The organism is Coraliomargarita algicola (assembly GCF_033878955.1).
GTDB lineage: Bacteria > Verrucomicrobiota > Verrucomicrobiia > Opitutales > Coraliomargaritaceae > Thalassobacterium > Thalassobacterium algicola.
In genome coordinates this window covers 1,947,761-1,970,517 of the sequence record NZ_CP138858.1, presented here as the reverse complement: position 1 = coordinate 1,970,517, position 22,757 = coordinate 1,947,761, and the positions used below count along the sequence as shown (strand labels likewise).

Below are 22,757 nucleotides of genomic sequence, written 5' to 3'. Positions count from 1 at the left end.
TTAGAAGCTGGCCCGGCGCTTGGCTCGAACGATTAAGTATAGGAAAAAAGGTGCTCCGACTGTGGCGGTGAGCACGCCCACGGGAAGCTCGGAGTATTGTATGCTGATGCGGGCCAGTAGGTCGGCAATGACAAGAGTCGTCGCTCCCATCAAGGCCGAAGCGGGCAGTAGCCAGCGGTGATCCGGCCCCAGCATGAGCCGACACAGGTGCGGTGTGATGAGGCCGACAAAGCCGATCATGCCGCATAGGGCGACAGTCAATCCCACCCCGCCCGCGGTGAACAATATGAGGCGCCGACGCAGCTTTTCTACATTGAGCCCGAGGTGAACGGCTTCGTATTCACCGAGCAGTAATAAGTTCAGTTGACGGCGATAGCGGAGCAGGGCGCTGATCAGTAGCACAATGATGGGGGCTAACCAACTCAATACGTTCCAGTTGGCGCGGGCTAGGCTGCCTAAGGACCAGAAGGTGTAGTCGCGCAGTTGATCGTCGTTGGAGAAAAAAACGGCGTATCCGATCAAGGCGCCGACCAGTGCATTCATCGCCAGCCCGATTAGCAGCATGGTTGTTACGTGGATGCGGCCTTCATGCAGTGCGAGTCGATAAACCAGTAAGGTCACTCCGATGCCCCCCGCCATGGTGAAGCAACTGATGCCTAATTCGTGTAGCACGGTCCAGCTGGCTGGAATCAGCCAACTGCCGAATACGATAAAGCTGATCGCACCTGCGGCTCCGCCGGCAGAGACACCGATGAGTCCCGGGTCGGCCAGCGGATTGCGGAAGATGGCCTGCAGCACTGCACCTGCGATCGCCAGCGTCGCCCCCACCAATACCGCAGTCAGTATGCGCGGGACACGTATGTCGCGCACGATGATGCCATTGATGGCATCATCGGGTGCTTCCATATTCAGGAGAGCGTGCACGACCGTTGTGGGCGGAATGGATTTATCGCCCAAGGCGGCGCTCACAAACATCGCCAGCAGCAGGCCCAGGGCAATCAAGCCGAGCACCACTCCGGGCTGTTGCCAGATTCGCTTGGTGGGGCTGGGCTGCATCTAGTTCGAAACTGTCTCGGCAAACAGTTGGTTAAGTTCGAGGGCAGCCTCTCCTACGCGCACACCAAAACTCACGGTGCGTCCGAGTGGCACTGTGTGCACCTGTTTTTCGCGCACCGCGGGCACGTTTTGCCAGGCCGCGTTGTGGAGCACGCCATCGAGGATGCGTGTTTCGTTGTGCGGCATGCCTTCAGCGAGGCCGATGAGAATGATGTCGGGCTGTAGGGCGACCAGTGCTTCATGCGAGATACCCTTGTAGCCGGGGTGACTGCGAATGACATTTTCGCCGCCTGCCAGCTCAATCATGGCGGTGGCTTTGGTTCCGCGCCCTGCGGCATTTAGATGGCCGAGTCCGGGGCTGCTCATGAAAAATACCACTTTTGGTTTTGTCTCCAGTTTTTGAATACTAGCGAGTTGCGATTCTATTTTAGATTTTAATTGAGTGGCAGCTTCTGTTTGCTCCAGTTCCTTTCCGAGCACTTGGATGGCTTGGTATAAATCTTCGGGAGAGCTGGGGGAGGGGATCACGCTGGTGGGCACTCCGCTGGCTTTGATTTGATCGAGGGCATTGGCCGGACCGATATCGCTAGTGCCGACGATGTGAGTGGGCTCCAGTGCGAGCACGCCTTCTGCGGATATGCTACGCACATAGCCAACCTGTGGTAACTTTGTCGCGGCTTGGGGGTAAGTGCTGGAGAGGTCGACTCCGACGACGTCGTCACCTCGGTTGAGTGCAAATACGATTTCGGTGGCTGCGCCGCCGACTGTGACGATACGGGCAGTGGACTCCGCAGATAGCGCTGCTGCGGTGAGTGTGAGTGCGAACAGCTGACAGCTGATCTTTTTAAATGTGGATGCTTTCATTGTTTTTTTTTGTATCTGTTATTTACAGTTTGATATTGAGGGAGAGGAAGCCGTTAAGGCCTGGCTGCACGCTGTATTCGGAAGTCAGAGATTCGTGGTCCGTGCTGCTGGAACTGCTCCAGATCCAGTAGCGCTCATCGGTCAGGTTGCGTAGGCCGAAGTTGAGGCTGATGTTTTCGGAGAGGCTCCAATAGCCAGTGAGGTCGAGCACGAAGGAGGCGGGCGGCACGTAGTATGCGTAGTCACGTGTGGTGTCTTTTTTTTCGGCGCGATAGGTGCCGTAGAGTCGGAGCCCCCAGGGAGTTTCGGAGTCGATTGAGTCGTAGCCGAAATGCAGTACGGCTTCGAAGGGATCGACGGTATTTACATTGTCGTCGGTGGTTTTATTGTGTCCGTCGGCCCAGCTTAAGTTCAATCCTGTGCTATAGCCGCTAAAGGCATCGCTGATAGCGCCTAACTGATAGTCGGCACGTAGGTCGATGCCGTAGATTTCCACTTCCCCGATGTTGCGTGCTTGCTGGATTTCAGTCACGGGTGGCCCCGCTTCTTGTCCGATGGTCTCCAGCGAGATAAAGCCATCATAGAGCGTGTAGTAGGTGGTGAGCTCCAATTCAAGTGATTCACTGGCGTATTTGATGCCTAGATCGAAGGAATCGCTGGTTTCTTCTTCTAAGTTGGGATTTGGGATTTGGCTGAAATAGGCGCCAGTGGCAGAGTGATTGAAGAAGCCCACATAATCTTCTGCACTGGGGTTGCGGATGCCTTTGGCATAGCGGGCCCAGAGCACGGTTGCATCGTTGAGTTCGTATTGGATGGAGGCACTTGGTGAGATGGAAAACTTGCTATAGTCGGACGATGCTTCGGGGGCATTCGTTTGGTTCAGAAAGTCGTCGCTATTGGCCGGTAGGATTTCGTAGTAGCCCAGTCGCAGGCCTGCTTGAAAGAGCCAGCGGTCCTTCGTCGTCAAGTTCTGGAAAAACAGGTCGTAGCGACGTAGGTCGGCTTCGTCGAAGGCGGGACGCTCGACCGGGTCGCTACCGCCCAGGGCTCGGTCTGTGCGGGTGAAAGTGTTTTGGGCATTTTCGGTCGAGCTCTCGATGCCATAGATGAAACTGTGCTCCATGCCGAAGCTTTGGTACTCTTTGGTAAACTGAGTCGCCAGGCCGAGAGCGCTTTGCGCAAATTGGATGTCGTCGGTCCGGTCGCGGGAGAGGATGTTGGCAAAGCGAGTTTGGGTATTGGTCTCGGTGTTGGTTTCGGAATACTGGTAGTAGAGCTTGACTGAGAGTTGGTCCCAAAGCGCATGGGCATTGCTGTCCTGGTATTCGATGCTGTAGCGCGTGCGGTTGTCGTCGGCGATGGTTTCTGCCAATACGGTTTGGAGTGAACTCACGCCATCGCCGTTGGATTTGAGACTGTCTAAATCGGTATCTTGCTCACGGTTGAAATGCTCTGCGGTGAAGGTCAGTTGTTGTGCCTCGTCCATGTGATAGCTAATCTTGCCCAGCAGGTGGTTACTCCATGAGTCGAGGGGATTGGCTGCGATTTCACCTTTGTCGTTTTCTGTTTCCTCTCCGCTGCGCAGAGCGTTGCTGAGTGTCACATACCAGGGGCCTTCGCGCAGGCCGGCGTTGAGCACGTGGCTGAATTCGTTGTTGGCACTTTGGTAAGCTAAGCGGTTATTGAGTAGCCAGGGCCGTTCGGAGGCTTCCAGCTCCTCTTCGAGCGAGCGTGTTTCAAAACTAACCACGCCGCCCATCGCGTCGCTGCCATAGAGGCTGGAGCCTGAGCCGCGAAGGATTTCAACCCGTTCAAAGATTCCGGGATCGAAGTAGTCTCGCCCGTTGCCGCCGGCACCATCGATTTGAGCGGGTTGTCGAATGCCGTCGATCATCAACAGCACGCGATTGCCTTCGACTCCACGCATACGATAGTTGGTGAATCCGCTGCCACGGTAAGGCACCAGTGAATCGCCCCCGCTGAATTCAAAGGGAATCGAAATCCCGGTTTGATAGCGTGCCACGTCGCCCGCATTGTTGACGCCTTCACGCGCAAAGGTGTCATAATTGATGGAAGTGATACTGCCCGGAGTTTTCATTAACTCGCGCTCACTGCGGGTGGCCAGTAGCGTGGTTTCTCTGAGTTGCTGTAAGGGCAGTTCTGGCTCCGTGGGCTCGCTGGCTGCCAAGAGTGACAGCGTGCCGAAGAGTAGGGCGAAGGTCGTGCGATGCATCATATGTTTGCCTACTTGATTGCGCTTAGTTGGTGATGATGATCGAATAGAAGCGTTGTTCGTCTTCGCTGCTGTCTGGGTCGATGATCTGCTGGACGGCACCGTTGCCTGCGATGAGTGTGCCGAGGTCGTTCCAGTTGTTAACGGTTCCAGCGCTAGTCAGGTCGTCGGTCCATTTGATTTGGTAGTAATTGCCCGAATAGGTCGGGAAATTGAGTGCGATGTCGTCGTCCACGATGGACGTGGTGACCTCGATTGGGACGATGGGCTCCGGCTCTGTTACCAATGTGCCGGTCCTGGTATCGATACGAACTTTGTCCAAGCTGGTGTGCACGGCCAAACCGAAGTCGATCTGATAATCGGTGACGATGTATTCGCTCAGATCCCAGAAGAAGCTAAAGACTGTGATCTCGATGTCACCTTGTCCTTCGATATAGATCGTGCCATCCGAGGCATGGTTGGAGCTATCGGCTGCGATTCCCGTTTTGCTACCAGTCACTTGGAGCAGCGGCTCTAGATTGAGGAAGTCTTCGCTGCCCCAGATGACGAACTGTAAATTGAGCTGTCCCAGATCATTGGTAGAACTGCCATAAATTGAAAATTGGGTATCCAGCGAATAGCTGTAAATATTAAGTGTCGAGGAGGGGAAGCCAGCTCCCGTGGTTTCACTTAGGCTGCCGTTGGTTCCGTTGGCGACATCGGGTGTGGCGTTGTTGGTGGTGATGAAATGCTCCCATTCGGAGTATTGAGTGATGCCATCGTATGCCGGATCACTAAAGCCAGTCCACTGCGCTTGTAATGCCTGAGTTGCGAAGGCAACAGTAATAAGGATGAATCGAGTGTAGAGAGAGTTGAGCATCGTAGCGTTTCGTTGCAATGAGTGTTGAGCGCCTCACTCGGAGGTGTCGGAATAGCGAAGAAACACCGGACCTTTCGATCCGATGCTTCAGTGCTGAAGAAAACTCTGTTGTGGGGCTATTTCAGGTGGCGGCGCCGTGTCGCGCAGCCGGTGAATGCCACCAGCCCTGCCAGCAGCGCAAAGCTGCTGGGCTCTGGGATGACCGAGCCGGATAAGATGGCTTCGCTACTGTCGAGTTGCAGTGCGTAGGTCTGTGTGTGCGCGGCGACATCATAGCTGATGACGTATTCGCTAATGGTATCGCCGATACTACTGAGGTCCCACTGGAAGAGTATGTTGGAGGAGTAAATGGTTTCGCCTCCAAACTCATTGGTAAAGCTTCCGTTTGTAAGTGCAGTGTAGTCGGCCGTGAGTGATTGGCTGCCGCCGTTGTAGCTGAGTGTGGCGACGTAATTTGTCCAGTCATCTTGTAGGCCTGCATCGAATTGGAAGATGACTGTGTTCACGTCGTCCAAGCTATCGACGGAGCTGCTAATGCTGAAGCTGCCGGTATCCGAAGAATAGATACTAGTGTTGCCCACATAGCCGGCGCCCGCAGTTTTATTATAAGCTCCGTTACCTGTCGAGCCACTGGTGTTGGAGTCAATCGCATCGGGCCATGCGGTATAGCCGGGATAGCTGCCGCCGTAGCCAGCGATATCAGTATTGCTGGAGTTTAGATTTTCCCAGCCTTCGTATTCACCGTCGGCGCTGTTGAATGCGGAGATGTCTGAGGGATCTCCAACGGTGGTTGGAATTGTATTGATCGCATGTGCGCTGCTCGCTGCGAGTATCAGTATGGCCGATAGTTTGAGTATATGTGTAGTCATGATATTTAACTTTATGTTTCTAGGATTGCGTCGCTCCGCTGGTAGGAGGATTGCGATGCAAAACAATAAGTTAGCATATCGGGTCGTTGAAAAACTACTCCGTCACGGAGTAAAAAAGCTCCATATCTTTATTTCGGCCTATTTCGGGATCTTTGCAGGTCGGGGGCGGAGCTATGCTGCTGAGGGCGTCATCAGATTTTGTTGATCTGAATTCTTGCGATCTTGGGATCGAAGTGTTCCTCTCACGTGATTATGCAAAAGATCGAATTTTCCGATACGCCCAAATTTCAACAAGCCCTCAGAACATTCTGCGAGCAGGCGATCGTCGCGGGGGACGTGACTGATGTGGTTTCTGCTGTTTTGGCTGAGGTGCGTCAGCGTGGGGATGCCGCCGTGCTCGAATACACCGAAAAATTCGACGGTGCTCAATTGGCGGCCAAGCAAATGCGAGTCTCAGATGAGGAGCTCAAGGCTTCGGTCAAATCTCTGAGTCCAGCCGATCGTAAGGCGATTCGCGAGTCGATCGCGCTGGTTAAGGAATTTCATAAGAAAACACTGCCCAAAAACTGGAAAGCCAGAAACGCACAAGGCGGGATCGTCGGCGAACGCTTTTATCCGATCCAACGTGTCGGCCTCTATATTCCTGGCGGAAATGTGCCACTGGTGTCGACGGTCGTGATGACGGCTGTCTTGGCCAAGTTGGTCAAGTGCCCGGAGATTGCGGTCTGCACGCCGCCGGATGCGGAGGGGCAAATTGCACCTGCGATGTTGGCGGCGCTTTCCATGATCGGGATCGACGAGGTTTATAAAGTAGGGGGCATTCAAGCGATTGGTGCTATGGCGTACGGCACTCAGACGATTCCGGCTGTGGATAAAGTGTTTGGGCCGGGCAATGCCTTCGTGATGGAGGCCAAGCGTCAGGTGTTGGGCACCATCGGGATCGATTTATTACCAGGGCCCAGTGAAGTGATGATTATCGCGGATTCCGGAGCCAATCCGCAGCATGTTGCGGCCGATTTGCTGGCGCAAGCGGAGCACGGGAGCGGCAAGGAGATCATTTATTTCGCCACCACCAGCAAAGCGCTGCTCAAGAAGGTAGAGAAAGCCATTGCGCAACAAATGCCGTCGCTGACGCATGCGGAGAAATGTGCCAAGGTGCTGGACGGTCGCTGCCTGGCGGTCACTTGTAAGAAATTGTCTCAAGCCGCTGAGGTGGCCAACTATATTGCCCCCGAGCACTTGGAGCTGCAGGTTGCTGACAAATCCATCGAGCCGCTGAGTAAGCAAATCACGACTGCGGGAGCCATCTTACAGGGCTATTTAACACCGACCGTATTGGGGGACTTTACGGCGGGTCCCAGCCACACGCTGCCGACCGGCCGTGTCGGACGCTTTTTCAGCGGCTTGCAAGCCACTGATTTTATGCGTCGTTCCAGCACCGTGCGTTACAATGCTAAAAGCCTAGCCAATGCCGCGCCGGTGGTGGAGACCTTCGCACGTCTGGAAAAACTCGACGCGCACGGCAAGTCGCTAACGATTCGGCTTTAGGTCGATTTCGATCGCTTCCATTTTTATCTGTAGACTAGCCATCCTCGTAGAGTTTGACATTTTGCGAAATGTCTAGTTTGTTTAGACATTATGGAAGCGAGTGTCGTAGATCTTCGTTATAAGACCAAAGAGGTCTTGCGCGCCTTGGATCGCAATGAAGAGGTGCGTCTACTCTATCGTGGTAAAACCAAAGGACGTATTATTCCTGAGCGTGGGCATGATGAAAATGTGAAAGCCGAAGCTCACGCATTTTTTGCTTCGTCTCAGGCTGAAGGCTCGGTTGAAGAGGTGATGGAGGAACTGCGCGGAGGACGTTACTAGTGGTATTCGATACCGATGTCTTAATCTGGATCGAACGGGGAAATTTAAAGGCGGCTCGTCATTTGGATGCGGCTGAGACTCGCGCGATTTCTCTACAGACCTATCTCGAGTTGTTGCAATGTGCAAAAGACAAGCAGCAGCAAAAGCGTGCTAAGGCTTTTATTCGGGACTTGCAAATCGAAGTGCTTCCTCTGACGGAAAATATCGGGCATCGAGCCAGCGTCTATATTGACCAATACAGTCTTTCGCATGGCTTGCGAGCAGGGGATGCCCTGATCGCAGCCACTGCTGTCGAAAATAACCGCGTACTTTGTTCATCGAACATTAAGCACTATCAGTTCATTCCAGACCTCGAATTTCAGCCCTTGCGGGTCTGAGCTAGTTTTCGTAAACGCCGTCGTCGGTGAGCTTTTGAATGCTGGCAACTACGCGGGCCTTGTCGTCGGGGTAGGTGACGCCGAACCAGGGGCTCTCGGTCTGTAAGACCGGGCAGCGGATCGCGCCCTCTTGAATCAGGCTGTCGACTAGGCTGGGTAGGTAATACTCCGATTTCTCTTCGTGACCACGCGCTTGTAAAAAGGCTTCAAAGCCGGCTTCCAAGTGTTCGAAGATCGCAGGTGTGAAGCCCCAGAAATTCATCGAAACGACAGCTTCCGGTGACAGCGACACGCGTTCGTCGGCTAGGTTGATGCCGCGTAGCTCGCCGTCGGCGTCGTGGCCGATCGCTGTGTATTCTTCGACACCTTGTAAATTGTCGCCGTCGAGTGAGCAGATCCCGCGGTTCACGGTGCCGTGTGGTGAGAGCGTATTGCGCAGAATGTAGCCGACCATGCTGGCGCTGAGTTGCTTGGGGTCGGTCGCTTTCAGTTGTGCGGCCATTTGCGCGTAGGCTTCGCGCCCGTAAAAGTCGTCCGCATTGATCACCGCGAAGGGCTCTTGGATGCAGTCGCGCGCTGCTCGCACCGCGTGGGCGGTGCCCCATGGCTTGCTGCGGCCTTCCGGCGCACGATAGTCGCCCGGGAGGTCGTTGAGGTCCTGAAAGGCATAGCAGACTTCGATTGTATCCGTATGCTTCTCACCCACTTGCGTGCGAAAGGCGTCTTCAAAGTCCTTTCGAATGACAAACACCACTTTGCTAAAGCCCGCGCGAACCGCATCTTGCACCGCGTAGTCGACCATGGTCTGGCCCGATGGCCCCATGGCATCGAGTTGTTTCAGTCCGCCGTAGCGGGAGCCCATTCCGGCCGCGAGTAGTAAGAGAGTTGCTTGCATCAATGAGGGTGATAAGTGCCGCGCGTGTGCCTGACAATTCAAACCTAGTAGATTATTCTGGGCTCCTGCGGTGTATTTCGCACTGGAAGATGGATATTCCGATTGAATCTCCGCGGCGAATAGTTCTTCTATCTATCATCTAATGAAGAAGACTTTTGATGCCCTGGACCGTGCGCTGCCGCACATACAAGATTTGCACGCCTACGTGCCCGGCGAACAGCCACAAGGGGAGGGCTGGGTGAAGCTCAATACCAATGAAAACCCGTATGCGCCTTCACCGAAGGTGGCCGATGCGATTGCTGCCCAGCTTGCGGATCTACGTAAGTATCCAGAGCCGATCAGTGCCAAATTACGCGCAGCGATTGGGCAGCGCTTTGGGCTGGAGCAGGCCAATGTCATTATTGGCAACGGCTCCGATAATATCCTGGATTTGATCACCCGCTGCTTTGCTTCGGCTCCGGGCGCAGGGCACACTGTGCCGAGTTATTCACTCTATCCCGTGGTGGCCGGGATGTCGGGGCAGGGCCTATTGGATGTCAATTTTGATCGTTCCATGCAGCTGGATGTCGACGCGATGGCAGCGACGCAGGCAAAAGTCTTTTTTCTGACCAATCCCAACGCGCCGACAGGTGTCGCTTTTCCACTGTCGCAGATCGAAGCAGCCCTTCAGGCGATTGATGGCCTCTTAGTCGTGGACGAAGCCTATGTCGATTTCGGCGGCGAGTCCGCGGTCACGCTGCTCAAGGATTATGAAAATCTGGTGGTGGTGCGCACCTTTTCCAAGTCCTACGGCCTCGCGGGCATGCGCGTCGGTTTCGCTATGGCTGCGGCGCCGATCATTGGTATACTTGACCGCGTGCGCGATGCCTATAATCTCGATCGCGTGGCGCAAGCCGCCGCCTTGGCTGCTTTCGAGGATGTCGATTACTTCGAAGTGCAGCGCCAGAAGGTGATGGCCACCCGCGAAGCGACGCGTGCACAGTTGGATGCCTATGGTTGGTTCACCTATCCCTCCGCGACCAATTTCCTGTTTACCGAGCCTAAAAACGCCGCGGGAGAGTCCAACGCCGAAGTGGCCGCCGATCTGTTCGAGCATCTCAAATCACAGCGCGTGCTCGTGCGCTATTTCCCCTCGCATCCTTTAACTTGCGCTTTCATTCGAGTCAGCATAGGAACAGATGCAGAAATGAAGGCATTCTTAACCGCCGTCGAATCATGGCCGAACCACGCATAGCACAACTCACCCGCAACACGAAAGAGACTCAGATCCAAATGGAGCTGAATGTCGATGGCTCCGGCGTATCAGAAATTGATACCGGGATCCCGTTTTTCGATCACATGCTCACGCTCTTTGCCAAGCACGGGCTCTTCGATCTCAAGGTCAAAGCCACTGGCGATCTTGATGTGGACTACCACCACATGGTAGAAGATACGGGCATCGTGCTGGGGCAGCTCGTCAAAAAGGCACTCGGCGACAAGCGTGGCATTCGCCGCTACGGTTTCTTCCTCTTGCCGATGGACGAGTCGCTCGCGCGTGTCGTGCTGGATCTTTCCAATCGCCAGGCCTTCGTCTATAAGGTTGCCTATCAATTCCCGATGGTGCGCGATTTCAATATCGTGCTCGTCAAAGAGTTTTTCCAAGCCTTTGCCAACGAGGCCGCCTGCAACCTGCACATCAACCTAGAGTATGGTGAAGAGCCGCATCACATCGCCGAGGCTATTTTTAAAGCCTTTGCACGCGCGCTCGATGTCGCGACTTCGGTCGACCCCCGAATGGCCGACGCCCTGCCCAGCACCAAAGGCACGCTCTCTATTTAGGCCGTACGTATTTCGGTAATACCAAGGCAAGCGACTTCTTTACGTAGGATGACGGCGAGAGCCGTTGTTTGCGTCGTGTCGCCCGCTATTCGCCCGTGTATCTGGTCGAGTCATGTCGTTTTTGCCATCTTGCGACATTCCCGAATTTAGCAACAAAAAAGCCGCTCTACCAGTAGTAGAGCGGCTTCAAATGGAGCCACCTGTCAGAGTCGAACTGACGACCTGATGATTACAAATCAACTGCTCTACCAACTGAGCTAAGGTGGCCTGGTATAAAAACTGTGCCTACTGGATCGGGGACTCGAACCCCGAACCAATTGATTAAGAGTCAACTGCTCTACCAATTGAGCTAATCCAGCAGGTGTGTCAGTGACGTTAATCGCTAACGAAGATGCGGAGACTGTTACTGAAGTCCGCTCTGTCAAGCCATCGATTTATTTTTTTTAAATTAATTATTCGTCTTCTGTACGGAGGGGTCTTGGTCCCTTGGGCGGCTTACCGGGAGTGGGGAGGAATCCCTGCTCTTTAAATAGGTTGATGCGCTCTTCTTCGGGAATCTCGTGTAGCTTTTTGCGCCAATTGCGACGCTCTTCGGAGGTCATTTCCAGCCAGCGCTGGTGCATGGCCTCGCGTGTTTCGGGGTCAATCGAGTCGAAATGTTTGCGCATGGCCTCCAGACGCTCAGGTTTCATTCGCTCTAGTTTACTGATCCGTTCGCGTAGTAATGCCTTTTCTTCGGGCGTCATGCGCTCGATGCGTTCGATGGTTTTTCGTAGCGCGGTGAGGTCTTCTTGCTCCATTTCTAGTAAGTGGTGGAGCATGCGTGTTTCGTTTTGTCTGCCTTGGGGCGGGCCTTCTCCGCGTTGCGGGTCTGCTTGGAGTGGTGCTAGGCAGACGAGTGTGAGTGATAGCAATGTGATGATGGTCTTCATTGGTTAGATCTCCAGGTAAAGGGCATCCAGGGTGCTGAGTAGGTTCTTGGTGCCGAAGTCGGTAGTGCTGAGCGTGGCTAGATTGGCGAGGCTTTCTTCAAGGATGAAGATTTCCTGCGCTTCTGCTGTGTTTAAGCTCGTAGCTGTGTCGGTGGCGCTATTCGCGCTGTTTGTGTGGGCGGTGAGTGTGCCTTCCTTGGGGCCAGATTTGAGCTGTAGTAAGCTCAGTGTGAGCGCGAAGGCTGCGGCGAGTGGTAGGGTGAACTTGATGAGCTTGCTGAGTGGGCGTTTTGCGTGTTGCGTGGCAGTCTCGGCCTCGGCCTGTGCGAGCACGCGTGCGGCAAAGTCGTCGCTCGGTTTGAGCGGGCGGCTGGCGAGGAGGGCGTCGATTTGTCGGTCGAGCGGATCGCTGTGGTGGTTCGGTTTCATGGTGATGTGGGAGGTTTAAATTGTTAGCGCTTGTTTAATCTTGCTGGTGGATGTCTTTCAGTTCGTGGCGCAGGTGTGTGCGGGCGCGGTGGATCCAGGTTTTTACAGCGCTGACAGTGGCGTCGAGCGCTTGCGCGATCTCTTCGTAGCTGAGGCCTTGTTGTTGCAGCATGAGAATTGCGTTGCGTTGATTGTCGGGGAGTGTGGCCAGTGCGCGGTGGAAGGCTTCTTCGATTTCGCGGCTTTGGTCGATCTCTTCAGGCTGGCTCTGCATGAAATACTCGCCGGGATCGACAAATTCGAGTGGGCGGCGGGCTTTTTTTCGGTAGCCGTCGATCAGTCGGCGGCGGGCGAGGGTGAAGATAAATGCGTTGAAGGTGCCCTGTGCTTGGTAGCGAGGCGCTGCCCGGTTGAGCTCGATGAAGGTTTCTTGTGCGAGGTCTTCGGCGTCGGCACGATTGCCTGTGGCTCGATAAAAGAAATTAATCAGGCGCGTCTGCCAGCGCTCGACGATTTGCGCAAAGGCGGCGCGATCACCTTCAGCGAGTGCACGTAGGCACGCGCTGTCGATATCTTCGACGGGCTGGCTGGGGGCTGTTGAACTTGTGTGCATGTGCCGTGGGCGTGGGGCGAGTTGTTCGACCCATTCGGACGGTTTGAAACTTGTAAGAGTAGATGCCATGTGTAGAGATTAAATCGTCCTTGCTCTTAGAAAGTTGCAGCGAATTTCGAGCCTGTGGATGGCTCGTGGTCGCTATGCTTTTATAAATCAATCAGATCTGCTTTTACGAGCGAGTTTGCTTGAAAAATTATTCGCTGAATTTGCATCTCTGGCTTGCTTGCGGCTTAAGACTTGCTCACATGCTGATAGCAGCCAAATAAGGGGCATTCACTAGATATAGTGGTGTATTTCTGAAAAGTTACAATATCTTGTGTGCCTTTTGTTGACATGGGAATCTAGAGCTCTCATGCTCCGCGCTTCATTTCGGTGCCGCTCGCTGCCTCGGGCGCACTATCTTGTTACCTTGCAACATCTTCAGTCACGGCGTCAGCTGTCTCCACTTCGAGGGATTTTTCGCCAGCACTTTTTTCTAAATCTCATCTCCAGAACTACGCATATTATCCATGGAAAAAACCTACACAATCGGTGATAAAACCTTCGTCCTCGACCAAGCCAAAGCTGAAGAGGCTTTTGCGGCCAAAAAGATCATTAATGGTAAGGATACCATGTTCTTTAATATCCTGCCGCTCAAATACCAGTGGGCCTACGATCTGTACAAGACGATGAAGAATAATCACTGGGAGCCGGAGGATATTCCTATGCAGAAGGATGTGGAGCTTTGGCGCAGTGCTGACCTCTCCGACGCTGAACGCTGGATTATTAAGATGGCGATCGGTTACTTTTCCGCGGCCGAAGGCATTGTCGGGGATAATGTGCAGCATGTCACGCGCGAGTTGGTCACCGCTCCAGAGCTCAAGCTCTTGCTGGGCCGTCACGCTCATGAGGAAAATATCCACGCCGACTCCTTGGTCTATATGATCAGCTCGCTCGGAATTAACCCGCACGAGTGTGAGGCGATGTTCGAAGACATTCCCACTATCGAGAAAAAGACCAATTTCGTGGTCAGCAATTCGCGCGCGCTGCGTCGCGACATGGATTTGACCACCACCGAGGATAAGCAGGCTTTCACTAAAAACCTCTTCCTCTTTGGGCAATGCATGGAAGGCACGCAGTTCTACGGTCTCTTCGGCATGGTGCTCTCGCTCTATCGTCAGAACAAGTTCCCTGGCATCGGCCAAATGTTCCGCTACACCCTGCGCGATGAGTCCAATCACATCGAAGTATTCCGCAATTTGATCATGGACCTGATCGAAGAGAACGAGGATGTCTGGACACCCGAGTTTAAGGAAGAGCTGCGCGACCTCATGCGTGAGGCAGTCTCGCTGGAAAAGGAATTTATTCGCGACTGCCTGCCTGTGAACTCAGTTGGCCTGAGCGCGGACGAGTTTTGCCAATATATTGATTACATCGCCGATCGCCGCCTAGAAGACGTGGGCCTGAAAGCGATCAGCTCCGGCACCGAGAATCCGTTCCCGTGGTTGGCCGAAATGATGGATATTAAGAAGGAGCAAAACTTCTTCGAAGGTCGCGTCACCGAATATCAAAAGGCCTCCGCGCTTGGTTCGGTCGACGATGACGAGCTGTAATTTCTTTCGATAGAAAATCCTACTGCACGGAGCCTGCATTCATCCAGCAGGCTCTGTTTCCCAAAGACATAATATGATGCCTGGCACGGGCCTCTTCACGCCTGCTTATCTCTCTATACATACTGTTTCATGATACATAAACTCTCCTTCGAAGAAGATCTGGAGCTTAAACGCTTCGCCTCCACACCTAAAGAAAAGAAGCCTCGTTTCGAGTGGGGCTCCGTGCTCGGCGAGGACCGACTACAACGCCCGGAAATCAAAGTGGATGCCGGCGGCTCCGAGCGTGATTTCGATCTCGCCGAGATTGCCGATACCATTGGTAACGCGCTGACCGACCTGTTGCTCTCGCGTCAGGAAGATGAAATTTTCACGGAAGTGAACCGCAAGTTTGTGGCCAACGTCGCCAAGAGCGTCGGCTCTGTGCTGGCTACTTCGATCGAGCAGGGCAGGGCGCTCAAGCTCTCTACCCATGATGTGCACTTGCTGATCGAAAAGGCGCTGATCGAAAACGACGCGCACGATGTGGCTCGCAGCCTCATGTTCGGCCGTAATACCTCCGCGCAAAGTGTCGAGCGCGAGCCCGTATCTATCCGCTTGATCCGTCGTAATGGTCAAGTGGTGCCCTGGAGCGAAGCCAAGATCGAGATCGCGGTGCGCAAGTCCTTCCTAGCTTTGCACCTCGACTCCGATCCAGCCGTCGAGATCGCCCGCGCGGTGACGGATCGTCTGGTCGCCAGTGGACAAGCTTTCATCAACATCGAAGACGTGCAAGACGCCGTGCAAGAGGAAATGATGCGTCAGGGCCACTTCAAGGTCGCCGAGTCCTACATCCTCTACCGTGCCCATCGCTCCCGCGTCCGCGAAGAAGAGGGAATCGCACCCGCACCCGAGTCGCAGCAAGAGTCCATGATTGTCGTCACCGAAGCCAACGGTGAAAATACTTTCTGGGACGGGGTCGACCTCAAGCGCCGTATCGAGTTCGCCACGATCGGTCTGGATCTGAATATCGCCTCCGACGTGATCGAAAAAGAGCTTCGCCGCTCACTCTATCCAGAGATGAAGCGCGCCGATCTGCAAAAGACCATCATTCTCAATGCCAAGAGCATGATCGAGAAGGATGCCGACTTCGCCAAATTCGCCGGCCGCATCCTGCTTACTTACATTTACGAAGAAGTTCTCGATTGGGAAATCGTCCGCGATGGTGTCGACAGCCTCAAGGAAGCGCACCGCCGCGGCTTCAAGCCTTACCTGAAGCGCGCGATCGAGATCGATCGCGTCAATCCCAAGCTGCTCGACTTCGATATCGATCAGATCGCATCCTCACTCGATCCCTCCGCGGACTTGGATTTCGATTACCTCGGTGTGCAGACCATGTACGACCGCTACCTGATCGTCGATAAGACTGCCAAGCAGCACCGCCGCCTGGAAGTGCCACAATACTTCTGGATTCGCGTCGCCATGGGCCTCTTCCACCATGAGAAGGACGACCGCGAAGGCTACGCCCTGCGCCTCTACAATCTCTACAAGAGCCGCCGCTTCTGCTCCTCCACGCCCACACTCTTTAACTCCGGCACACTGCACTCGCAGCTCTCGTCCTGCTACCTCTACAAGGTCGACGACAGCATCGAGTCCATCATGCACCGCGGCATCGCCGACAACGCCTTCCTCTCCAAGTGGGCCGGCGGTCTCGGAGGCTCCTGGACCGCAGTGCGTGGCACCGGCGGTTTCATCAAAGGCACCAACGGCGAGTCACAAGGCGTCATCCCATTCCTCAAATTGCACAATGACCAACTGGTCGCCGTCAACCAAGGTGGCAAACGTCGCGGCTCCGGTTGCGCCTACCTCGAAACATGGCACAACGACGTCGACGACTTCCTCGAGTTGCGTAAGAACACCGGAGACGACCGTCGTCGTACCCACGACATGAATACGGCCAACTGGATTCCCGACCTATTCATGAAGCGCATGGAAGCTCGTCAGCACTGGACACTCTTCCGCTCCAACGAATGCCCCGACCTGCACGACCTCTACGGCAAAGCCTTCGAAGAGCGCTACTGCGAATACGAAGCCATGGCCGAGCGCGGCGAAATTTTCGGCCAGAAGCGCCCCGCGATTGACCTCTGGAAAGTCATGCTCCGCATGCTCTTCGAGACCGGTCACCCATGGATCACATTCAAAGATCCCTGCAACATTCGCAGCCCGCAAGACCACTGCGGCGTCATCCACAGCTCCAATCTCTGCACCGAGATCACGCTCAACACCAGCGCCGAAGAGACCGCTGTCTGTAACCTCGGCTCCGTCGTGCTCGACTCCCACCTCGACGCCGATGGCAACCTCGACCACGCCAAGCTACGTGAGACGATTAGCATCGCCGTGCGTGCCTTGGACAATGTCATCGACATCAACTTCTACCCAACCGAATCCGCCAAGACAGCCAACAGCCGTCACCGCCCGATCGGTCTCGGCGTTATGGGGCTGCAAAACGCACTCTATAAGAAAGACATCGCCTTCGCTTCCCCAGCCGCCGTTGAGTTCAACGACGAGTTCATGGAAGCCATCGCTTACTACGCCTACGAAGCCTCCTCCGAGCTCGCAGCCGAGCACGGCACCTACAGCACTTACAAAGGTTCCAAGTGGGATCGCGGCCTGATGCCACAAGACACCCTCGACCTGCTCGAACAAGAGCGCGGCGAAAAAGTCGAAGTGCCCCGCGCCGGCAAGATGGACTGGATGCCACTGCGCGAGAAGATCGCCAAGAACGGCATGCGCAACTCCAACGTCCTCGCCATCGCACCCACCGCCACCATCTCGAACATCATGGGCACCACGCCCTGCATCGAGCCCACCTATAAGAACCTCTTCGTGAAGAGCAATCTCTCCGGCGACTTCATCGTGCTCAACAGCGAGCTCGTCCGCGACCTCAAGAAGCGCGGCCTCTGGACTGCGAACATGCTCGACCAAGTCAAATACTTCGACGGCGAGCTCGACTCCATCGAGGGCGTGCCACAAGACCTACGCGAAAAATACCGCACCGCCTTCGGCATCGAGTATAAATACTTCGTCGACGCCGCCGCCCGTCGCCAGAAGTGGATCGACCAATCCCAATCGGTCAACCTCTTCATCGCATCGCCCGACATCAAGACCCTGTCCCACATGTATCGCGACGCCTGGCGCAAAGGCCTCAAGACCACTTACTACCTCCGCAGCCTAGGCGCTTCCAACATTGAGAAAGCGACTACCAGCGTAAAGAAAGAGGTGAGGGGACGCGCCGGCCAAGCCTCTCCGGCAGTTGACGCTCCTAAAAAGGAGTTCACTGCCGCCGAGCAAAAAGCCTGCTCCCTCGAAGCCATGATGAACGGCGAAGAGTGCGAAGCCTGCCAATAAATTAACGACAAGGGCCGCCCAGGAGGGCGGCCCTTTTCTTTCTCTTATCCAAACCCCATAGGATTTTAAATATGTATGCTCGAATACGTTAAGGTCGCGATCACATTGGTGCCAATAGTCCGCGATATTATTAAGGCTCAAAGCGGAGAAAAAGAGTTCGATATTGAAGATGTTGATATCCAGTCGAGCTTAGAACAGCATTTACGTGAGGTTAGTAATTGGGCGTCGCGCATCCAATTTTTTGGTATGGCGTCAGCTATGGATACTGATGGGACGAGTGTGCCTTTGCATTTCCATACAACTCCTCGAAGGTTTAGGGGGAAATTGTTAGATGAGGCCGTTTCCGACGAATCTCAACTCTTATGTGGACAATCTAACATTTTGATTTTGGGAGATCCAGGAGCGGGTAAGACGACTACAATTAAACGATTAGCGATTCGCTTACTCTCGCCCAGCAAATCAGAGGAAGATAAATTTAACTGTCCGTTATTAATACGGATGAAAGATATAGGTGAAGACGAAACAATATCTGAGCATGTAATTGGAAAAATTGGTCTCACGAAATTTCTCAAAAACGACGTCTCAGACCTGAAAAAGCGGAAGAGGTATGAGTTCTTAACTTTATCGGGAAAGCCAGTGATTAATCAGGTTGCCAGTTTTATGAATAAAACTGGGTGTGTTCTCCTTGTCGATGGATTGGATGAGACTGGTTTACTGAATTTTAGTAATTATAAAAATGAGCTATCCTCACTTGCTGGCTTATTATCCAATCCATCGATTGTAGCCTCTTGTCGAAGTGGTGATTATGATAAGACTTTCGAACACTTCGATGTTATAGAAATCCTACCCTTGGATTCACCACAAATTGAATTGATCGGACGGGCTTGGTTGGGAGATCGCTTTGACGGATTTTTGGATACTGTTAAGCAGTTCCCGAGTGAAGATTTACTAGATAGACCTCTTATCTTATCTCAGTTGCTTTTTTTGTATTCTAGGCAGGGAGATTTACCTGAGCAACCGAGCTCTATCTATTCTCGGCTCAAAAAAAAAGGGTCATGTCGTTATGTTTGCAATGAGCTGTAGGAATGTCGCCTCATTGTGATTTCCATTCTGTTTGAATACGCCGACATAGCGACTGACCGCGTGGGGGACTCCCATGTTAAGCTGATCTGCAATCCATACATTGCTTGCGCTGGTTTTGCATTTTAGGACAGCGGCAATGAGTATCTTCCAATCTGCTGACTTCATTTCTTTGGTCGCATCATCATCCGTTTTATTCAGTGTCTGCATGCATTGCTCGAGCACTAGTTCCCACCTGAGCTCATTGGCTTCTTGAAGTGTGGCCCCGTCGTAGCGCGGGACTTTCTTGGTTGGTTCGTCGTCTTCATCGTCACTTTCACTGGTGTCTGTGGCTTCTGCGATGAGGGCTTTCTTGAAGTCTTTAGTGCCTAATGCCCACCCTCGACACATTTTATCAAAAGCCATTTCGTCTTGTGCTGTTTTGTTGCTCGCGAGCCAATTGAGGTAGTCCGCATATTTACGTCGGCCATAGCTAGTGTCAGCCAATCCGCCGGCGGCGAGTAGCGCTCCGGAGCAATCCATAAAGGCCGGTCGCTTCGCTGGGTGGTTTAGATACCAATAGCTCGACCAGCGGTAATGACGCAGTCCAGCGACATCGGTCATGCCTGCTCGCACAGGATTCAAGTGTGTGTAGTGAAGGAGGGCACCCAGATAGCCGTCTTCTTCGACGATTAAGCTCTTGTAGCGTCCTTGGAATAGTTTGCCGTGCACTTTCCGAAACTTGTGGTAGCGATTCGCAAAGGTGGATTGCAGCCACTTCATACCATAGATCAAGTTGCCCTTCGGCGTGCGCACGACCAGGTGGAAGTGATTGGTCATCACACAAAAACCTTCAAGTATCCACCCGCACTTCTCGCAGGTTTCAAACAGGCACTGCTCGAAGGATACGTGAGCGCCTTCGTTGATAAACACATCCTGGCGGTAGTTTCCGCGGTTGATGATGTGATAGACTCCATTCTCTTTCTCAATGCGTAGGCTGCGTGGCATTGTTTTATGAGTTCACAGAGAGGGGATTTTGTCAATTGCAAAGATAACGACATGACCCCATTTGGCTTGTGCCCCCATTTGGCTTGTAGCTAAAATTGTAGGGGCTTCACTTGTGAAGACCGCGTCTGAGAAGTGGCTCGGCAGCTAGATTCTATGCGGCGTGCCACAAGTGGCAGCTACGTTTTACATGCATCGTCACTTGCTGATATTCTCGATGAAGCCGCTTAAGTGCGTGCCATTTTGACATGACCCCGTTCGGCTTTTCGACGGTTCGGCACCAGGACATAGGCAACCCCATTTTTTGTATTTGCTGGGCTTGGCGGCGGTTTCGTAACTATCGTTGTTTCTTTATCAGTGATAACAGCATTTGCTTTCGTCCCCAGATGATGACAGCTGCAAGAATAAGCAGGACTATTGGAGGCACAGGAGTTCCACCGATGATTAGCAGATGAGTCAGAACGGCTCCTGCCATCGTGCAAACCAGCAAAATCGCCCCGATTGGTATCACTCGGGGAATGAGCAACATAATAGCCGCGAGCACTTCAATGCTGCCAGTTAGATAGCGAAACCATTGTCCCACGCCGATTTGGTTGAATGTCTCTACCATGGTTGCTTGCCCAGATAGTTTAGCAAAACCAGCCCCGAGAAAGGCGAGAGCGACGAATGCTTGTAAGATCCATAGGGTAATGTTTTTTGCTTTGGATTCGGATTTAACGATATGTGTCATTTTTTATTGGTCGAAGTGTAAGGTCAGCGGCTCCAGATCGGATCACGTATTACTGATGGCGTATATTCTACCTCAGAATATACGATTCCGGTAGCGTTTCTTTAGCATTGCGGTGATGCGTTTTGCGCATCACGGTAGCATGTATGATTCCGCAGCTTCGCTCCTTTTTGGCAGTCCTCGAAGAAGGTAGTCTGCATCGCGCTGCGGACCGGCTAAATATTTCGCAGTCTGCGCTCTCGCGTCAGATGCAGGCACTTGAGCATGAAGTCGGTGGCGCCCTTCTTAATCGGAGTTCAACGGGAGTTCAGGCAACTCCGGGCGGGCGAGCGCTTGCTGAACGGACGCAGCAACTGCTTGAGAGCTACGACGCAAACCTTCGTGATGTTCGCCGAATTATTAGGGGTGATGATCAGGAATTGCGAATCGGTTATCTTGGATCCGCATTTGAGGATCACTTTGCACCTGCATTAGAGGCATTTAGCCGACTGAAACCTGAAACCAAAGTAAAATTAATCGATCTCTTTCCGAGTGAACAGATCATCGAATTGCGTCGAGGGAATCTGGATATGGCTTTGACTTTGGAACTCGGAAACCTGCTGGGGCGGGATTTTCACACGAAGAAGGTCGCTGAGGTCAGTAGCGTTGTTTGCCTTGCATCTGAACATCCTCTGGCTTCCCGGCAGACGATAGCGCTTGCTGAATTAAAGGACGAGACCTTCCTCATCGCCTCCGACTCGGAGCATTTCGGCTTACGTCGTCGGATGACTCAGTTGTGTCAGACTTTCGGGAAATTCAGGCCGAAAATTTCAGGCACTTCCGAGGACCTATCCGATGCTTTTACGGCGGTTGCTAATGAAGGATTTGTCGTGGTGATGCCGGCATTTCTCCGAGACCAGAAGCGACCAGGTATGGTGATCATACCAGTTTGCGATGAGGGGGCCACTTGGGATTTAATCGTTGCTTGGCATAAAGGTGATTCTGCGAAGCCATTGCGCACTCTATTAGACACTTTATCTTAGCCCATCATTGGGCTCACGGCTTCAAAAAGCACCAGTCCAATTTATCTTGTTTTTGTTGGGATCTTCTCGAGTGCTTTTATTTCGTGGCATTGCCAATCGTCATTGGCAGGGCGGCAGAGCCAACCCTGCTACGGAGCTTAGTTTCATCTGCTTCAGTCAGGGGGCATGTCGTTAGGGGTTGTTTGCCCAAGGGGACTCTAAAGACTCGAAAAGATGACATGGGAGGCTGTGCCCCCTTTGGGGGCTTTTTAGCTCCAAGGTCTGGATTTGGCATGAATCAAAGTCATCTATCTGTGGCGCCGCATCGATACCGCTAGGACCAGAACACCCGTGATTAGTGCGTAGCTGGAAGGTTCTGGCACGACGCTAATCGAAACATTGCCGAAGGTATATTCACTCGCCCCCGGCCCTGAAGCGGTTGCAATATAAACAGCGTTGCTTTCCAGTCCTGTAATGCCGTCGAAATGTTCGGCGAGGACAGGATCGCCTATATTCGGAGCCGCTTCTAGAACCGATGCTCCAGAAGGAGTTAAACCAGATAGGTATGGCACAGGATCGTCCAACTCGAATTCACCGTTTGTTAGGCCCGCCGATACCAGTCCGTAAATGCTTCCACCTACGTTGGGAAGAATCGCAAAGTCTGAATGTAGGACATCAACAATGTTGATGGTCCCATCATACATCGGATCACTGGCTCCGCTAATAGTTAAAGTTGCTGAGTTCGAGACAATGCCAACGAAATCACCAATTGCTTGATACTCAGTAGCACTGAATTCTAAACTATAAACCCAAGTTGAACCATCATAGAAATCAGCGTTTCCTCCCGGAACGTTTAGATTCATATCGCCTGTAAAGTTAACAACGATGTAAGCCTGTGCCGAGACTGCAGACAATGCTACGCCAGCGAGTAGGATAGACGTTTTCTTGAAATTTAGCATAAGAATTGTTGGTTAAGTGGGTACAGCATCAGAAAAATGCCTTCAGGTGATTACTAATAGATAACTTCTTCGGTGAAGTCATTATTTTTTTTAGAGGGAGTATCTTGGAGTCAGGGCACCTCACGCCATATTGGTGAGTTGTTGGTTCTTTATGAGGGGCTCTACGCAGGGGCAATTTATCAAGTTTTTTGTTGGGAGCATCAGTTCTCGATC

21 protein-coding genes and 2 tRNA genes are annotated in these 22,757 nt (G+C 53.1%); 9 read left to right on the top strand and 14 right to left on the bottom strand.

All coding sequences use genetic code 11. The annotated features are described in order from the left end of the window. From SH580_RS07590 to SH580_RS07570, 5 genes are all read right to left on the bottom strand, one after another. Positions 1-1,056, bottom strand: coding sequence for a FecCD family ABC transporter permease (locus SH580_RS07590; RefSeq protein ID WP_319834410.1), 1,056 nt, complete (start codon positions 1,054-1,056; stop codon positions 1-3). Next, positions 1,057-1,920 (bottom strand): heme/hemin ABC transporter substrate-binding protein, encoded by an 864-nt coding sequence (locus SH580_RS07585; protein WP_319834409.1) that lies wholly within the window; start codon positions 1,918-1,920, stop codon positions 1,057-1,059. A gap of 22 nt (positions 1,921-1,942) precedes the next feature. Continuing rightward, positions 1,943-4,156 (bottom strand): TonB-dependent hemoglobin/transferrin/lactoferrin family receptor, encoded by a 2,214-nt coding sequence (locus SH580_RS07580; protein WP_319834408.1) that lies wholly within the window; start codon positions 4,154-4,156, stop codon positions 1,943-1,945. Between the two features lie 22 nt (positions 4,157-4,178). After that, positions 4,179-5,012: a hypothetical protein gene (locus SH580_RS07575; RefSeq protein WP_319834407.1), complete on the bottom strand. Its 834-nt coding sequence runs from the start codon at positions 5,010-5,012 to the stop codon at positions 4,179-4,181. Positions 5,013-5,128: 116 nt separating this feature from the next. Continuing rightward, positions 5,129-5,881 (bottom strand): hypothetical protein, encoded by a 753-nt coding sequence (locus SH580_RS07570; protein WP_319834406.1) that lies wholly within the window; start codon positions 5,879-5,881, stop codon positions 5,129-5,131. Positions 5,882-6,133: 252 nt separating this feature from the next. On the opposite strand from SH580_RS07570, the gene hisD reads away from it, so the two are divergent. From hisD to SH580_RS07555, 3 genes are all read left to right on the top strand, one after another. Then, positions 6,134-7,429, top strand: coding sequence for a histidinol dehydrogenase (gene hisD / locus SH580_RS07565; RefSeq protein WP_319834405.1), 1,296 nt, complete (start codon positions 6,134-6,136; stop codon positions 7,427-7,429). A gap of 90 nt (positions 7,430-7,519) precedes the next feature. Then, complete coding sequence (locus SH580_RS07560; protein ID WP_319834404.1) at positions 7,520-7,750, top strand: hypothetical protein; 231 nt, start codon at positions 7,520-7,522, stop codon at positions 7,748-7,750. Continuing rightward, the gene (locus SH580_RS07555; RefSeq protein WP_319834403.1) at positions 7,750-8,127 is read left to right on the top strand and encodes a type II toxin-antitoxin system VapC family toxin; all 378 of its coding nucleotides are present in this window, start codon (positions 7,750-7,752) and stop codon (positions 8,125-8,127) included. Before SH580_RS07560 ends, SH580_RS07555 begins: the two co-directional genes overlap by 1 nt. A gap of 1 nt (position 8,128) precedes the next feature. Here SH580_RS07555 and SH580_RS07550 read toward each other — a convergent pair whose 3' ends face one another. Continuing rightward, positions 8,129-9,022 carry a nucleotidyltransferase family protein gene (locus tag SH580_RS07550; RefSeq protein ID WP_319834402.1) on the bottom strand — a complete coding sequence of 298 codons (894 nt, stop codon included), beginning with the start codon at positions 9,020-9,022 and terminating at the stop codon, positions 8,129-8,131. A 142-nt stretch (positions 9,023-9,164) separates the two neighbouring features. Between SH580_RS07550 and hisC the strand changes: the two genes are divergently transcribed. After that, positions 9,165-10,256 (top strand): histidinol-phosphate transaminase, encoded by a 1,092-nt coding sequence (hisC, locus tag SH580_RS07545; protein ID WP_319834401.1) that lies wholly within the window; start codon positions 9,165-9,167, stop codon positions 10,254-10,256. Further along, positions 10,238-10,840 carry an imidazoleglycerol-phosphate dehydratase HisB gene (gene hisB, locus SH580_RS07540; RefSeq protein WP_308984192.1) on the top strand — a complete coding sequence of 201 codons (603 nt, stop codon included), beginning with the start codon at positions 10,238-10,240 and terminating at the stop codon, positions 10,838-10,840. The genes hisC and hisB overlap by 19 nt, the downstream gene beginning before the upstream one ends. 191 nt (positions 10,841-11,031) lie before the next feature. Here hisB and SH580_RS07535 read toward each other — a convergent pair. The 5 genes from SH580_RS07535 to SH580_RS07515 form a co-directional block, all read right to left on the bottom strand. Beyond that, a tRNA-Thr gene (locus SH580_RS07535) sits at positions 11,032-11,107 on the bottom strand. A gap of 19 nt (positions 11,108-11,126) precedes the next feature. Further along, positions 11,127-11,199, bottom strand: a tRNA-Lys gene (locus SH580_RS07530). 93 nt (positions 11,200-11,292) lie between these two features. Then, entirely contained in the window at positions 11,293-11,772 is a 480-nt protein-coding gene (locus SH580_RS07525; protein WP_319834400.1) for a DUF3106 domain-containing protein, read from the bottom strand. 3 nt (positions 11,773-11,775) lie between these two features. After that, complete coding sequence (locus tag SH580_RS07520) at positions 11,776-12,201, bottom strand: hypothetical protein (RefSeq protein ID WP_319834399.1); 426 nt, start codon at positions 12,199-12,201, stop codon at positions 11,776-11,778. Positions 12,202-12,235: 34 nt separating this feature from the next. Next, the gene (locus tag SH580_RS07515) at positions 12,236-12,883 is read right to left on the bottom strand and encodes an RNA polymerase sigma factor (RefSeq protein WP_319834398.1); all 648 of its coding nucleotides are present in this window, start codon (positions 12,881-12,883) and stop codon (positions 12,236-12,238) included. Positions 12,884-13,326: 443 nt separating this feature from the next. Between SH580_RS07515 and SH580_RS07510 the strand changes: the two genes are divergently transcribed. From SH580_RS07510 to SH580_RS07500, 3 genes are all read left to right on the top strand, one after another. After that, entirely contained in the window at positions 13,327-14,409 is a 1,083-nt protein-coding gene (locus SH580_RS07510) for a ribonucleotide-diphosphate reductase subunit beta (protein WP_308985197.1), read from the top strand. A gap of 129 nt (positions 14,410-14,538) precedes the next feature. Further along, positions 14,539-17,793 (top strand): ribonucleoside-diphosphate reductase subunit alpha, encoded by a 3,255-nt coding sequence (locus SH580_RS07505; RefSeq protein ID WP_319834397.1) that lies wholly within the window; start codon positions 14,539-14,541, stop codon positions 17,791-17,793. A gap of 75 nt (positions 17,794-17,868) precedes the next feature. Then, the gene (locus tag SH580_RS07500; protein WP_319834396.1) at positions 17,869-18,876 is read left to right on the top strand and encodes an NACHT domain-containing protein; all 1,008 of its coding nucleotides are present in this window, start codon (positions 17,869-17,871) and stop codon (positions 18,874-18,876) included. On the opposite strand, the gene SH580_RS07495 is transcribed toward SH580_RS07500, so the two are convergent. Beyond that, complete coding sequence (locus SH580_RS07495) at positions 18,847-19,860, bottom strand: transposase (protein WP_319834395.1); 1,014 nt, start codon at positions 19,858-19,860, stop codon at positions 18,847-18,849. The two genes, SH580_RS07500 and SH580_RS07495, sit on opposite strands and share 30 nt — an antisense overlap. Positions 19,861-20,194: 334 nt before the next feature. Beyond that, positions 20,195-20,587 (bottom strand): DoxX family protein, encoded by a 393-nt coding sequence (locus SH580_RS07490; protein ID WP_319834394.1) that lies wholly within the window; start codon positions 20,585-20,587, stop codon positions 20,195-20,197. A gap of 143 nt (positions 20,588-20,730) precedes the next feature. On the opposite strand from SH580_RS07490, the gene SH580_RS07485 reads away from it, so the two are divergent. Next, positions 20,731-21,606: a LysR family transcriptional regulator gene (locus tag SH580_RS07485; RefSeq protein WP_319834393.1), complete on the top strand. Its 876-nt coding sequence runs from the start codon at positions 20,731-20,733 to the stop codon at positions 21,604-21,606. Positions 21,607-21,893: 287 nt separating this feature from the next. Here SH580_RS07485 and SH580_RS07480 read toward each other — a convergent pair whose 3' ends face one another. Beyond that, entirely contained in the window at positions 21,894-22,544 is a 651-nt protein-coding gene (locus tag SH580_RS07480; protein ID WP_319834392.1) for a PEP-CTERM sorting domain-containing protein, read from the bottom strand. Between the last annotated feature and the right edge of the window lie 213 nt (positions 22,545-22,757).